At 51.2% G+C, this 13,489-nt stretch carries 13 protein-coding genes and 1 pseudogene; 2 read left to right on the plus strand and 12 right to left on the minus strand.

The features are described 5' to 3' along the window. Window positions 1-210: 210 nt before the first annotated feature. The 12 genes and pseudogenes from GF617_RS20860 to gspC form a co-directional block, all read right to left on the minus strand. Window positions 211-999, minus strand: coding sequence for an A24 family peptidase (locus GF617_RS20860; RefSeq protein WP_203452365.1), 789 nt, complete (start codon window positions 997-999; stop codon window positions 211-213). Continuing rightward, window positions 996-1,481 (minus strand): type II secretion system protein GspM, encoded by a 486-nt coding sequence (gspM, locus tag GF617_RS20865; protein ID WP_203452366.1) that lies wholly within the window; start codon window positions 1,479-1,481, stop codon window positions 996-998. Before gspM ends, GF617_RS20860 begins: the two co-directional genes overlap by 4 nt. Beyond that, window positions 1,478-2,623, minus strand: a complete 1,146-nt coding sequence (gene gspL, locus GF617_RS20870; RefSeq protein WP_203452367.1) for a type II secretion system protein GspL — start codon at window positions 2,621-2,623, stop codon at window positions 1,478-1,480. Before gspL ends, gspM begins: the two co-directional genes overlap by 4 nt. A gap of 15 nt (window positions 2,624-2,638) precedes the next feature. Continuing rightward, complete coding sequence (gene gspK, locus GF617_RS20875; protein WP_203452368.1) at window positions 2,639-3,649, minus strand: type II secretion system minor pseudopilin GspK; 1,011 nt, start codon at window positions 3,647-3,649, stop codon at window positions 2,639-2,641. Further along, on the minus strand, window positions 3,646-4,287 hold the full coding sequence (gspJ, locus tag GF617_RS20880) for a type II secretion system minor pseudopilin GspJ (RefSeq protein WP_181622852.1): 642 nt from the start codon (window positions 4,285-4,287) through the stop codon (window positions 3,646-3,648). Before gspJ ends, gspK begins: the two co-directional genes overlap by 4 nt. Next, a complete protein-coding gene (gspI, locus tag GF617_RS20885; RefSeq protein ID WP_181623714.1) occupies window positions 4,284-4,664 on the minus strand; it encodes a type II secretion system minor pseudopilin GspI in 381 nt (126 codons plus the stop codon). Before gspI ends, gspJ begins: the two co-directional genes overlap by 4 nt. Then, entirely contained in the window at window positions 4,657-5,142 is a 486-nt protein-coding gene (gspH, locus tag GF617_RS20890) for a type II secretion system minor pseudopilin GspH (RefSeq protein WP_203452369.1), read from the minus strand. The genes gspI and gspH overlap by 8 nt, the downstream gene beginning before the upstream one ends. Then, window positions 5,142-5,585 carry a type II secretion system major pseudopilin GspG gene (gspG, locus tag GF617_RS20895; protein ID WP_181622850.1) on the minus strand — a complete coding sequence of 148 codons (444 nt, stop codon included), beginning with the start codon at window positions 5,583-5,585 and terminating at the stop codon, window positions 5,142-5,144. Before gspG ends, gspH begins: the two co-directional genes overlap by 1 nt. 3 nt (window positions 5,586-5,588) lie before the next feature. After that, window positions 5,589-6,797, minus strand: a pseudogene (gene gspF, locus GF617_RS20900) (type II secretion system inner membrane protein GspF). After that, window positions 6,797-8,275, minus strand: a complete 1,479-nt coding sequence (gene gspE, locus GF617_RS20905) for a type II secretion system ATPase GspE (protein ID WP_203452370.1) — start codon at window positions 8,273-8,275, stop codon at window positions 6,797-6,799. Before gspE ends, gspF begins: the two are co-directional and overlap by 1 nt. A 13-nt stretch (window positions 8,276-8,288) precedes the next feature. Next, complete coding sequence (gene gspD / locus GF617_RS20910) at window positions 8,289-10,193, minus strand: type II secretion system secretin GspD (RefSeq protein ID WP_181622847.1); 1,905 nt, start codon at window positions 10,191-10,193, stop codon at window positions 8,289-8,291. A 12-nt stretch (window positions 10,194-10,205) separates the two neighbouring features. After that, a complete protein-coding gene (gspC, locus tag GF617_RS20915; protein WP_181623713.1) occupies window positions 10,206-10,937 on the minus strand; it encodes a type II secretion system protein GspC in 732 nt (243 codons plus the stop codon). Between the two features lie 301 nt (window positions 10,938-11,238). On the opposite strand from gspC, the gene GF617_RS20920 reads away from it, so the two are divergent. Then, window positions 11,239-12,816 (plus strand): peptidoglycan-binding protein, encoded by a 1,578-nt coding sequence (locus tag GF617_RS20920; protein WP_181622846.1) that lies wholly within the window; start codon window positions 11,239-11,241, stop codon window positions 12,814-12,816. Next, window positions 12,816-13,415 carry a hypothetical protein gene (locus GF617_RS20925; RefSeq protein ID WP_181622845.1) on the plus strand — a complete coding sequence of 200 codons (600 nt, stop codon included), beginning with the start codon at window positions 12,816-12,818 and terminating at the stop codon, window positions 13,413-13,415. The genes GF617_RS20920 and GF617_RS20925 overlap by 1 nt, the downstream gene beginning before the upstream one ends. Window positions 13,416-13,489: the final 74 nt, after the last annotated feature.

Below are 13,489 nucleotides of genomic sequence, written 5' to 3' on the forward strand. Positions count from 1 at the left end.
TGCATTCCATCTTGCATGTGAGATTACTTATTGACTGACTCAATAAAAGGTTGCCAAACATTTATTTATTGCGCTACTCATCCCCCATAAAAGATATACGCGAATAATTCCTACACCTTATGTTTATAACAATACCGCGAGAAACACATTATTTCCTTTCATTCCCCTGGCGAAATAATTCCAAAAAAAACTTGACTCACTAAATAAAAATCAATGGGTGTTATTTAGAATAAAAATAATCAATCCGGAGGATGCTAAAAGAGGACCAAATGGAATAGCGCCCTGTGAATGTGGCGATTTATAAAACAATCCATAAATAACGATACAGCTGACTGCGGCAGCCAGTAATAACGTCGGTAATACCTGCCAGCCGCACCAGGCGCCCAGAGCAGCAAACAATTTGAAATCACCATAGCCTAATCCTTCGCGCCCGGTGCATAACCGAAAAGCCCAGTAGAGCAACCACAGCGAAAGGTAGCCGGCTATGGCCCCGTAAAGTGCATCAGTTAATGGCTGGAGATGGAGAACGGCTGTCAGTAACAGCCCAGCCCACAGCAGAGGTTGCGTCAAACAATCCGGCAAAAGCTGGTAGCGCCAGTCGATCATCGCCAACGGCAGCAGGAATGCGGCCAGCAACCAGATTGAAAACAATACCGGGATACCGGGGATACACCAGGCCGTAATGCCAAAAAATAGCGCGGTAAAAAGCTCAATCAGAAACACGCTTAGCGGGATGAGCGTGTGACACTCACTGCAGCGCCTGTGCAGCAGAAGCCAGCTTATCAGTGGGATATTTTCCCATACGGCTAACGAATGCTTGCAGACCGGACAATGCGACGCGGGCAAAAGGAGATTTCCGCTCTCCCCTTCATTCATCACCATGCCCGGTACGCGGTCAGCCACAACCCCCAGAAAGCTCCCAACAATCGCACCGAAGCCCCCGCTCATCAGTGCGAATCCCAGCGGATGACATGCCCTGACCCACATCAGGTTCGTCATACCCCCTTTTTCCAGGTGAGCTGAATTTCAGCTTTAACATCATTCATATGATCGACAGGTGTAAGGTTCATTTTTTCCAGTCGAATACCGGATGTCATATTCATCTCCCGCAACCAGTTTTTTAACGCATAAACGTTGATCCGGTTGATCGCAAAAGAGAGTGTTTGCCCATCCTGACGCACATCCGTCAGCGATATGTTAATCTCGTGTGCACTGTTTTCCACGACGCTGCGAGGGTTGTCTGTTTTAATCTGCTGTAACTGAAGATGGTTTTTATCTATTTCACTGCGCATCCAGTTCAACGTTTCTTTTTGTCGCATCAGCGTTGATTTGCTATTTTGAATAATATTATCCAAGGGAAGGACTCCTGCGTAATATACGGCGGCGCAGAAAACTGCTGCCGCACACACTTTTAATACAATTTTTTCTCTGTCGCTGTAACGCTGGTAGCGCGATTTCAGCTGCATAATTCGTTCATTCATTTGTATTTCCCGGAGATCATGGCGGTATAAGGAGAATTATTTGAAACAGGCTGTAGCGTAAAATCAAAACGCTCACTGGCCTGGCTTACAAATTCCTTCAGCCCCTCCTGGTTTTGCGTACTGACGCTCAGGGTCAATGTATTTTGCGTGCCGTCATATTCCAGCAAATTAATTTCCACAGCAGGGACCATCTGCTTCACTTTTTCCAGTTCATCGAGCTGGAGAAAGATCCCTTTACTCTGTTTCTTCAGATTCTGTCCAAAGTGGTATTTGATATTGCTCTGCTGACGCATACTGGGAAAGTGATGCTGGTAGACATCGACTATCTCCTGCTGCAAGCGGTTTTCTTGCTGAACCGCCATCCATGCCATGCCCATTCGTGGCCCTAACAGCAGCCCGAGCGACAAAATTCCCATCACCGCCATTGCGGCGTTACGCCCTTTTGTCGTGTTGCCCTTTGTACCTCTGGCGCTGAATTTACCGTGTAAGAGATTGATACGACAGGTTTGCCACTGAGGCTGAATCAATACCAGCGGGTGTTGCCACCGCAGATTCTCATCGACGTGGATGCCCGCCGGGCTCTCGCCATAGCAGCACACCTCACCGTTCTGCACTTTTTGCATCAGTAGCGGCAACAGTGTTACATCAACGTTACAAGCTACATGCGAAGAAAAGCGTAGCCAGTAGCTCTCCTCCAGAGAGATGACCGTATTCCCATGCGGAGAAACCGGCAGTAACCAGGCATCCGGCAACACCTGGATCACCTTTAATCCTGCCTCGTTAAAAATACTCAGCCAGTACTGCAGACGTTCTGCGTCAATGGCGACGGCATCAACCTCACGGCCCTTTTTGTTGAGCACCGTCCAGTGCAGGTTATCCACCTCACCGATGAGCGTCTCCTCTGCCATCCAGGAAAATACCGTAGCCTGGGCTGCCCCCCCTTTTTTGGGCAACGTAAAATGGCGAAAGACCATCTCACTCGCGGGTAAGAGCAAACATACGCGAGATGCCAGAGGATGCTCCGCCAGTGCGGCAAGCGCTTGTGTGCCATCCAGAGCATCAACCTGCTGGCTACCGGAAACACACCACCACAATGCTCCATCCTCACGGCTGTCAGGACGAATAAAAAGTACCTGTTTCATAGAATTCGACTTTTGTTATTCAATCATTCGGTAACGACGCTGCCACGTCACAATCTCGCCAGCATCCTGATTCACCTGAAGCTGGCTGATCACGCGAAGCGTTAAATCATCGGTATTACCGGTATAACGGACGCGGAAATAGCGGCTGTTAATGGCCAGTTGTTCGGTGACTTTCGGTAAATCGTCTTTTAGCTGCGGGGCGTTTTGCTCCAGCGCTTTCATGAAATCATCCAGACTTTCCCATCCAGATTCGGGGCGCGAAGCAATCAGGCGAGAAGCCCCCTCTGTCGTGAGTTTGCCGGGAAATAGCGCAGCCAGAATCACCGCTTTCGCCTGACTCAGGGTGTTCACATCAACCTTGCTGACCGTATCCGGCAATGCACACAGCAGCTTGCTCACTTTGGGGTACGCACTGACGGGAAATGCAGGCAACAGCTTGATCTCAGCAATATCACGCATCATTTGATTCGCGGGTAAACGCGCCGGAACCGTCCCGGCCCAGGCATCACGTTCAGCCCCCTCTTTTACCGTGGAAGGATCGGCATCGAGGTAATCCACCAGTTGCAGGTAAATCTCCTCGGCTGTCACCTGGCTGATACCGCTGTCGGCCAGCAACTGTTCCAGGGTCTGTTCGTTACGCGGTTTTTCCGGTGCAGCCTGAACGTTCACCGCCTGAGTCGCGTTGTCAGCCGCAAGCAGGTTGTTAACGTTAAAGCAGTCCTGGGCGTCTTCCACCTGGCTGACCAGCGTATAGTCTTCTCCCTGCGTCTCCAGCGGCTGATGCCAGTCGCCATCAGGGGCAAGCGGTTTACTTTCGCCGCTGGCGTCGGTTTGCAGGGTATCTTTCACCACCTTTTCCTGCGCCTGTATGGCCCAGCGGATCTGCTGCTGACTCACCTGATAGCGCGTTTTCTGCAAATTACGGCAGAACTGCTGACTGATTTTGGCTGCCAGCGCCGACATCATCACCAGCAGGATCAGCACCACCAGCAGGGCAACCCCTTTCTGTTTACGCAACGTATTCATCGTGTTGTGCCCGGTACGGGAGCGTTTTGAGGCGTCGGCGTTATCGCCTCCATCTTCTCTTTTGGTACAGTCACCACATCTGGAATATCCCCTGGAGTGGTGAATACCCAGCGCCAGGTCTCCCCGTTGTCCATCGTCAGCGTGAGTTCCACGCCATCCGGCTGATGCGCAGTGTCGGTCCAGTTTTTCTGCCAGCCATTGCGATAAAACCGCCACTGCACGGATTTCACCTGACTGATAATCGGCACTTCTTCGGGCTTCACGTCTGGCGGGCTATCAATCGTGGGCCAGACATCCCGCCACAAATGGCCTTCTTCCAGACGCCAGCGCACACGCTCCAGTTGTACTGTTCCGCTTACCCCACTTAACGTCGTGAGTTCAAGCGTCTCCCCTTCCTGACGAAACAGGTCCGGCTCATTACGTGGTGCTCGCGCCTGAAGCTGGAAAAAATCGCGCTCCATCAAACTCCAGGCACGCTGCAGCTGGTTGAGCCGGGCCGCACGGGTATCCGTCGCAGAACTGGTGCGCATTGCACCGTCCAGGATCTGCCAGGCAAGCGTACTGATCACCGCAAAGATGGTCAGCGCAATCATGATCTCCAGCAACGTAAACCCGCGCTGACGTTGCACTTTTTTCACTTTCGCGCTCCCGGCGGAATAATTTGCAGGGAAATCACGGGCTGATTCTCGTCCCCTTCCGCATAGACGCGAATGGCGTTCGCCCAGCCGTTATTCGTGGTTTTGATCCGTTGCTTGCGCCAGTTCCAGTTGCGTCCTCCCATCATTTCCGTCCCTTGTTCTTCGGCATCGGGAAAATCGGCTTTACTCAGTTGCGCTTCTGCCAGCTGGTTTTCCGCCACCCAACTGGCCTGTAACGTATCGGCAAGACCGTACGTAAAACGCACATTCAGGGAGACGGAATTCATCAACGCCAGCGCCGCAGTAGAGAAGATCACCAGTGCAACCATCACCTCCAGTAGCGTCATCCCACTCTGTTTTGCTCTGCCTTTAGCCATCATTCTCTACCGATACAGGCGCAGCACCTTGCGACACCACGCGGAAAAAGTGCTGTTTGTCATAGCTTTGCAGTGTCAACGTGAAGCGGCCAATCTCGCCATCCGGCAAAAAAACAATCTGCGGTTCAGACTCTGTCGTGGCGGCCAGACGCTGAGGGGAAAGCGAAACGTGCATGTCTTCAGGGAAATCACCCAGAGTGGTAATACGACCAGCGGATAAGGGCATCCAGCGACGTTCACCATTTTTATCTGTTAGCGTCACCAGTTGATATTTATCCGCCGTGATGACTAACCCTAGAATATTCCCGTCCATGACTGCGCGGTCGGAACCATAATCAACGAGTGCTTTTAATTGCTGGCCAAATATATCTGCACCACTGCGCGACGGAATAGTGGAGACCACCATCATGGCGCAACTGGCAAATATCACCAGTGCCAGAATAATTTCCAGCAACGTAAAGCCGCGTTGTTTATTCATTATTTTTTATCGAGTGACCAGTTAGTAATGTCATCGGCCGTATTCGCTTCACCATCCGGGCCGGCGGAAAATACATCTATCGCGCCATGTTCGCCAGGGCTGACCAGAATATAATCGCTGCCCCACGGGTCCTGCGGCAGACGGCGAATATAGCCATCCGCGCGGTAACCGTTCGGAACAGGGGCGATTTCCGGTTTTGTCACCAGCGCCTGCAACCCCTGCTCGGTCGTTGGGTAGCGGTGGTTATCCAGCTTATACATATCCAGCGATCCTTCGAGAGCAACAATATCGCTGGTCGCTTTTTGGGTATCCGCTTTTTCTTTGTTTCCCATTAAATTGGGCACGACCATACTCGCAAGAACGCCGAGAATGACAATAACCACCATTAATTCGAGCAATGTGAAGCCCGCCTGGCGAGCCAGGTTTTTTTGTTTTACAGCCAGGAATTAACCTACCATGTTATTAAGTTGCAAAAGCGGTTGTAATATTGATAAGACGATGAATAAAACAATTGTCGCCATAGTAACGACCAGAGCCGGTTCAAATACCGATAACGTTAATGTAATTCGATGCTGTAATGCGGACTCCTGATTTTCCGCCGCACGATCCATTAAATGACCTAATTCACCGCTCTCCTCACCTGAGGCAATCATATACAACATGGTGGGCGGGAATAATTTCGCCTGTTCCAGTGCCGCGTATAATGATGCCCCCTGACGTACGGTATCAGCAGCCTGCTCTAGCACCTGGCGGGCATATAAATTTTCAATGCCGTCCATCGCGATATACATCCCCTCCAGCAGCGGAACGCTACTGGCCTGCAAGATGCTCAGCGTGCGGATGTATCGGGCACTGTTGATGGCACACACCAGTTTTTTAACCGGCGAGCGGTTCACCAGCCAGCGGTTCCACTGAAAGCGATGGTTTGCGTTCCTGACCCAGGCCTTAAAGCCGACAATCCCTGCCGCCAGGCCACCTGCAATGTAGATCCCATAAGCCTGAAGGAAATCACTTACCGCAATCAGCGTGCGGGTGGTGATCGGCAGTTGCTGTTTCATATGGGTAAACTGCTCAATCACCTGCGGGACAACCGCCACCAGCAGGATACTGATCACCGCGATCGCCACGACCGTCAGGGTGATCGGATAGACCATCGCCTGCGTCAGCTTGCTTTTCATCTTCTGACGCTATTCGTTGTACTCCGCCAGTTTCTCCAGTACATCGCCCAGATGACCGGTCTTTTCACCGGCCATCACCAGCGTGCAGTAGAGCTTGTCGAAGGTACGCGGAAACTGACTAAACGCATCAAACAGCGTATGCCCCTCCACCACTTTTTCGCGGATCTCCACCACCATCGCCGCCAGCTTTTTATCTTCCGTCTGTTTCGAAATCGCTTTTAGCGCGCTTTCCAGCGGGAGCGCCGCGTTGACCAGCGTCGAGAGCTGACGCGTAAACATCGACAACACGGGGGTGGAAAGTTTTGCGCCGGTGTGTGCTTTCCCGGTGACTGCTTTCTCATGCGTTTCTGTGATACTGACCGGCATTAACTTTTGTTCGCGAAGCCACTGGCGAACCTGCTTTTGCCCTTCAGCCTGTAGTGTCCCACGCTGGGTTTTCCCTGCGGCATTCTCCGCCGTCCATGCATAGAAGGCCATTACTCATCGCCCCCACGCTCAGCGGTAACGCGCATCACTTCTTCCAGCGACGTTACGCCAGAAATCACTTTCAGCAGCCCGTTTTCACGCAGGCTGTACGCCTGTTTAAATAACTGTGTTTCAATGGACATCTCATCTTTATCTTCATGAATGGCGCGACGCATTGTGCTGTCGACCACCAAAAATTCATGAATACCTGCCCGTCCCTGGTAACCGCTCTGGCGACAATGTTCACACCCCACGGCGCGATAAATCGCGTTGGGTGGGTTATCCATAAAACTGAACAACGTTTTTTCATTGGCATCCAGCGGACTGGTTGTCCGGCAGTGAAAACACAACCGGCGTACCAGACGCTGGGCAATGACGCCAAGCAGCGATGAACCAATTAAAAAGGACTCCAGCCCCATATCACGCAGGCGAGTGATCGCCCCGGCAGCACTGTTGGTATGGAGTGTTGACATCACCAGGTGGCCGGTGAGCGAGGCCTGAACCGCGATTTGCGCCGTTTCCCCGGCACGAATTTCCCCGATCATCACCACGTCCGGGTCCTGGCGCAGGATCGCGCGCAACCCGCGAGCAAAAGTCATATCAACGCGTGGGTTGACCTGCGTTTGCCCAACCCCTTCCAGCTCATACTCAATCGGATCTTCAACGGTCAGAATGTTGCGTTCATGCCCATTCAGCGCCGAGAGGATCGCGTACAGCGTGGTACTTTTCCCGGAGCCTGTCGGGCCTGTCACCAGGATGATGCCGTGCGGACGGTCAATCAGCCCTTTGAGTTTTTCCAGCTCTTCATCAATCAACCCAAGCTTATTGATGTCGGGCTTCAGGTTGCTTTTATCGAGTAAACGCATCACCACCCGTTCGCCATACTGCGACGGAATAGTCGAAACACGCACGTCGATAGCTTTTCGGCCAATGCGCAGGGAAATACGGCCATCCTGCGGAAGACGTTTTTCAGCAATATCGAGTTTTGACATCACCTTGATACGCGACACCAGCAACGGCGCAAGTTTGCGCGCAGGCTGAAGCACAGGACGCAAGACGCCATCCACGCGAAAGCGGATACTCAACGTGCGCTCGAAGGTTTCGATATGAATATCGGATGCGCCCTCTTTCACCGCTTCCCCCAGAATGGTGTTGATCAGGCGGATCACCGGCGAGTTTTCATCGTTATCCAGCAGATCTTCGTTGTCGGGGATCTCTTCGGTTAACGCCATCAGATCGATATCGGCATCCATGTCGTCAACCAGTTGCTGAGACACACCGCTGTTCTGCTGCCAGACTTTCGCCAGCATCTCCTCAAAGGCTTCTGGTGTCAGGATGACGGGCGCAAAGGTGCGCCCCAGCACCCGGCGAACCTCCAGCAGTGCATGCGCGGGCGCATCGTCGCGTATGTAAATGTCGCCATTGCAAAACAACACACCGTTGTCCTTCGCGTAGCTGCTGCTGCACGCGTATTGACTCAACTCTTCCACGTTGGCCTCCGCTCTATTCTTTAAACGGATTGCGGGATGTCACGGTGCTGCTCTGCTCAGGAAAGGCTGGCAGCACAGGATTATCACTGTTTTCAATAATCCCCAGCTTCTTCTCTTCCGTCCGTTGCTGCTGACGTGCACGGATCTGGTCATATTTCTCTTTCGATGCCGCACTGTAATTTTCGTCATCGCGGAGGACCGTGGTATGAATAAAGACCATCAGGTTGCGTTTGGCCGTGTCCTGGGAGGTGTAGCGGAACAACTGCCCCACCAGAGGAATGTCCCCCAGCAACGGTACTTTGGAAACAGACTGTTTCGTCACGTTCTCCATCAGTCCGCCGAGCACCACCGTCTGGCCGCTGTGTACCATGACTTCGTTATTAATGGTGCGCGTATTAAAGGTAGGGCCAAGGCTGGCATCTTCGGTCGCACTGTTGTCCACGCTGGAAACTTCCTGTTCAATCTTCAGATGGATCATGTCGCCGTCGTTAATCTGCGGCACAATTTTCAGCTTGGTCCCCACCGTTTTACGCTCAACGGAGTTAAAAACGTTATCGCCACTGGTGGTCTGCGAGCCGGAAAGAACTGGCACATCCTGACCGACATTAAACGAGGCTTCTTTGTTATCGAGCGTGACCACGCTTGGCGTCGAGAGAATGTCGTTTTTGCCATCGGTAGAGAGCGCGCTCATCAACGCCCCAAAGTCGCCATTAAAGAAGCCTGTTGCCAGTCCGGTAAAACTTGCCCCTTTTATTACGCCATCTTTGACCTGGCTAATGGGTAATCCCGTGGAACCAAACTGAACACCACCGTGTTTACTGGTCCACTGCACGCCGAGATCCAGGCCGTTTCCGTCCTGTACTTCAGCGATAATCGCCTCAACCAGCACCTGTGGACGGCGAATATCAAGCTTGTCGATCACCTTTTCCAGCGAATTCATCACGTTCGGCTGTGCAGTAATGACCAGCGAGTTGGTCGATTCATCAGCAGTGATGTTCAGGTCGGTTGATGCCATTGGCGCTTTGCTTTTCGCCGCCCCGGCCTTGTCTTTCAGCTGTTCACCTATCCCGGTTAATACCGGAACCACTTTGCTGGCATTGGCGTACTTCAGGTAGAACACGCGGGTATTGCCCTCATTGTTTTGCTCACGATCGAGCTGACCAATAAGCGCGCGCGTTCGCTCTCTGGTCGCTTCCGAACCACTGATGACGAGGCTGTTGGTATCATCGTCAGCGACCACTTTGGTCGCCAGTTGCGGCGCATTTTGCCCTTTCTGCTCTTCGTTATTGAGGTTATTGAGCATGTCAGAAAGCGATTTCGCGGAGGCATAACGCAATGGCACAATCTCACGGCGCTGAACGCCCTCTTTGTCAACACGCTGTACCAGATCCACCAGACGGTTTACCACCGAGGCTTTACCGGTAAGCAACAACACGTTCGACGGTTCGAAATGCACGACGTTACCTACACCACTGGCGTCATTAAGCTGACGCAACAGAGGAGCAAGTTCGCGCACCGGCACGTTCTCCATCCGGACTACACGGGTAATAATCTCATCACCCTTGCCGGGATTCTTACTGTCAGCAACTGGAACCCCTGCGGTTCTGGCCACGCTTGAACGCACAACCTTAACCATGCCGTTGTCCATCGGGATAACCGACAGCCCGTACAGATCCAGCACGCTTAAGAAAAACTGGTAATATTCGTCTTCCGTCAACACGTTATAGGTTCTGACGGACACTGATCCCTGCACCGAAGGATCGACAAGAATGGTTTTATTTAAATTACGTCCAACCGTATCGATAAATTCGCGGATGTCGGTATTTTTGAAACTGGCGCTAAAGTTTGCTGCAAGCAACGAACTGGAATATAACGACAATGCGGTAAGCGCCACGCACGCCCATGGAAATTTCTTCATGTCTGTACACTTTTAATTGTTTAGAACATTAACCCGAATATTTTCAAGGTGCGCATGGCGTCTGACGACAACCTCTGCGTCTTTCATTTTCGACCAGTTTTCGAGAATACTTTTCGCTTGTACCGCTTCAGTCATATCGACAGAGTTCACCGTCACCGCCACATCACCTTTTTTTAAGCCTGAATGGTTATAAAACGAAGAGGTATTCCTTGGATTAATGTTGTAGCCTTCCAGTTGGCCTTTTTCGATAACCGGTTTTAACACCAGATAATCATCCAGGTGTACACCATCAGCCCCGACATCGTTTGTCGGTTGCATTATGGGCTCGCTTTCAACATCACCTTTAAAATAATCTGGTTTTTTTAATGCCAGTACCTGCGCAGTACCTTTGTAATTAACCACCACATTGTCTTTATTGATCTCTTCAATATAGGCGTCGTTAAATCCGGTAAGGTTCTCCCCTTCACGGTAACTTTTCTCTCCTCCCGGCGTCTTAATCACGGCGAACGAGAGCCAGGCATCATCGCTACGGATGATACCTTCGATTTCTGCCACTAACGGCGTACTTACTAATGCGGGTGAATGTTCCTGATATACAGCGGCAGAAAAAAGGGTAAACGGTTTTTCGTCCTGAACTGTTTTTTTCTGTTTTACATTCGTATTTGCCAACTTATTTGACACTTTTTTATAGTCTTTAAAGATGACATACCCTTGCTGACCACAAAAAATCAGCAATAAAAACATCACACAGGGTGTTATCAACCGTGAGAGAAATGAGAACCTCATTATTCACCTGGCCTTTAGCAAAACATAATAAGCAGTACAAAACTGCGCTAACATCTGATGAAAAGAATAAATAGTTGGCTCAAAATCGACTATCTGCTTCGCCACTAACTTTCATTAAAAAAGATATTGACCATAAAAAAACCCGATATTAGAGAACGCGAAGAGGTTATTTTTATCCTGTTTGCAAATTGACCAGAATATCGTCTTATCTTACTTTTTGCGCACCGTTGCCCGTTACGTAAAGAGACAGTAAGCCGTTATGTATCAGAGTCATTTTAATTTCAAAAACCCGCCGTTCAGGAAAGCCACCCGTTTATCGGGGGAATTTTTTGTGCCTTATCATCAGGACATCATCAACCTGCTGAAAGAAAAGACGCAACAGGCGGGAATTACCGGACTCTTTTGCAATGATGCGCAACTGTCCAGCCAGTTCAGTGATGCCCTGAACATCAGCATCCGTGGCATGGTCACAATTAACGCCTTCCCCAAACTGAGCGCCAGTAACCTGCTGTATAAACTTAGCCCAGAGACTCAAGCGTCTAAATGCCGGATACATGCCGTTGATACTGTACTGCGCCAGTGGCAGGACGCCTCTTCCTCGCGGAAGGTAAAGAGTAAGGTACTGGTGATTTCGCATACAGAAGCGATGAAAGATAGCTGCTTCGCCATATTAGGTATGTTGCTGACTCGTGCGCAGGAACTGGATGTTCATTTATCCATCGTGCTGATGGGTTGTGCCGATCAGAAGAGCGTTCTGCTGCAACACGCTGGCCTGCAGGAGTTTGTTCATACCCATCATGTCGTGCGCCCGCTAACCTGTCGGGAAACGCTGAGTTACATGCAGATGCAGTGTGAAGAACAAGGATGCACAGCGCCCCCCTTCTCTTCCACACGCATACGAAAAATGCATGCGCTAACACAAGGCAATGTCAGCAAATTAAATGCGCTGGCGCACCTTGCGATGCTGGCCGCATGGACAGAGCGTGCCGCAACGGTGGGGCCGCGCCATCTTCGCCTGGCGGCTGGAGAGATATTACCAGCCAAGCCCCGGCGCAAGCGCATGGCGAGTCTTGCCCTGTTTGCCTCCGTCCTGTTCGCAGCCTGTGGCTGGTATTTAACCCCAACAATTAGCGCAAAACTGCCGGTTCAGTTACCTGTTCCGGCAAGCTGGAAACCGCAAATATCGACAACAGCCGCCCCCGTCATTCCCGTTATCGACAATGAAATGGTTAACCAGCCCGATGCAATGCATCAGTTGTACCTGATGTGGGGTTACGATGCCTCAGCCGAAGAGGCACTATGCCAAAATGCCGAAAAGGTGAATCTGGCCTGCAAACAGGGGACGGCTTCACTGGACACACTGGCATCTGAAGGGTATCCGTGGGTGAGTGAGATGCAGACAGGTCATCATCTCAACTACGCGGTTGTCGCCCGGGTCGGCGATAATTCGATGGATTTACTGATCAATGGCCGCACGTGGCAGGTGAGTCGCGGCTGGTTTAACCAGCATGCGACGGGTAAATACACCCTGTTACACCGTCTGACGCCGCAAGGTAAAGAGGCGATTAATGCCGCCAGCAGCCGTCAGGATCTGGCGTGGTTCGACAAACAACTCAGTCTGGTACTCGCTGAACCGGAAACCCATGCACAACACTGGACAGCCGAAATGGAAAAACGCACTCGCGAGTTCCAGCTAAAAATGAAGCTACACGCGGATGGTATTCCTGGTGAAGAGACATTGATGCGATTAATGCGTGAAGCCAATACCACGCCAGGTGTACTGATCCAGGCGCCTGACTCAACAGCACATCCGGCGACACGGGGGAAGAACTCATAATGTCGACAATCTGTCTCGCTGCTCAACGCAGCCACACCACAGGGGAAGCCGTCTGGTTTTCATATCGGCTCCCCAGCCTGAAAAAAATCGTCATCACCGCCCTGCTGTGGATGCTGGGATTTTGTACCTTGTTGATCGCCGGACTTTACGCTCATGTTTACTGGAATTTACGTCACCCTGTACCCGCCCCCGTGAAAGCACACGCCGTCAAATCAGAAACGCAGCTTTCCGATATGCATTACATCTATGTGAGTAAACCATTCCCGCATCCGCAGCCTAAACCTGACGTGGTGCAACACGATATTCCGACCATGCAGGATATGCCAATTAACAGCGATGATGCAGACTGGCAACAAGCACCTGAGGGGAATAATAATGAAGATACATCACGGGATACATTACCCGGCACGCAGTCTCACGCTCGCGCCTCCGTCAGTGAGAATAATAGCGATATATCATTAAAAGCACTGTTGAATCAGGCCGTAAAGGAGCAGCAGCAGGATTATTCGCAAGGGAAAATCCCCGCGCCACCTGTTGATGAAACGCAGGATAATATTCAGATGAAAACGGACCATCAGGCTGTCAATCGCTCTCCTTAAGGAAGGTGCGAATAAGCAGGTCATTTCTTCCCAAGCTGACTCGCTGATTAAAATTTCGCGGATCTGGGCCGATT

The sequence above is a fragment of the Lelliottia sp. RWM.1 genome (assembly GCF_016859735.1).
GTDB lineage: Bacteria > Pseudomonadota > Gammaproteobacteria > Enterobacterales > Enterobacteriaceae > Enterobacter.

Bases quoted from the DNA above. Each gene is read 5' to 3' on its own strand.
- gspH (WP_203452369.1), bottom strand. From the start codon at position 5,142: ATGAATAAACAACGCGGCTTTACGTTGCTGGAAATTATTCTGGCACTG.
- GF617_RS20860 (WP_203452365.1), bottom strand. From the start codon at position 999: ATGACGAACCTGATGTGGGTCAGGGCATGTCATCCGCTGGGATTCGCA.
- gspD (WP_181622847.1), bottom strand. From the start codon at position 10,193: ATGAAGAAATTTCCATGGGCGTGCGTGGCGCTTACCGCATTGTCGTTA.
- gspL (WP_203452367.1), bottom strand. From the start codon at position 2,623: ATGAAACAGGTACTTTTTATTCGTCCTGACAGCCGTGAGGATGGAGCA.
- gspC (WP_181623713.1), bottom strand. From the start codon at position 10,937: ATGTTTTTATTGCTGATTTTTTGTGGTCAGCAAGGGTATGTCATCTTT.
- GF617_RS20925 (WP_181622845.1), top strand. From the start codon at position 12,816: ATGTCGACAATCTGTCTCGCTGCTCAACGCAGCCACACCACAGGGGAA.
- gspM (WP_203452366.1), bottom strand. From the start codon at position 1,481: ATGAATGAACGAATTATGCAGCTGAAATCGCGCTACCAGCGTTACAGC.
- GF617_RS20920 (WP_181622846.1), top strand. From the start codon at position 11,239: ATGTATCAGAGTCATTTTAATTTCAAAAACCCGCCGTTCAGGAAAGCC.
- gspK (WP_203452368.1), bottom strand. From the start codon at position 3,649: ATGAATACGTTGCGTAAACAGAAAGGGGTTGCCCTGCTGGTGGTGCTG.
- gspI (WP_181623714.1), bottom strand. From the start codon at position 4,664: ATGGCTAAAGGCAGAGCAAAACAGAGTGGGATGACGCTACTGGAGGTG.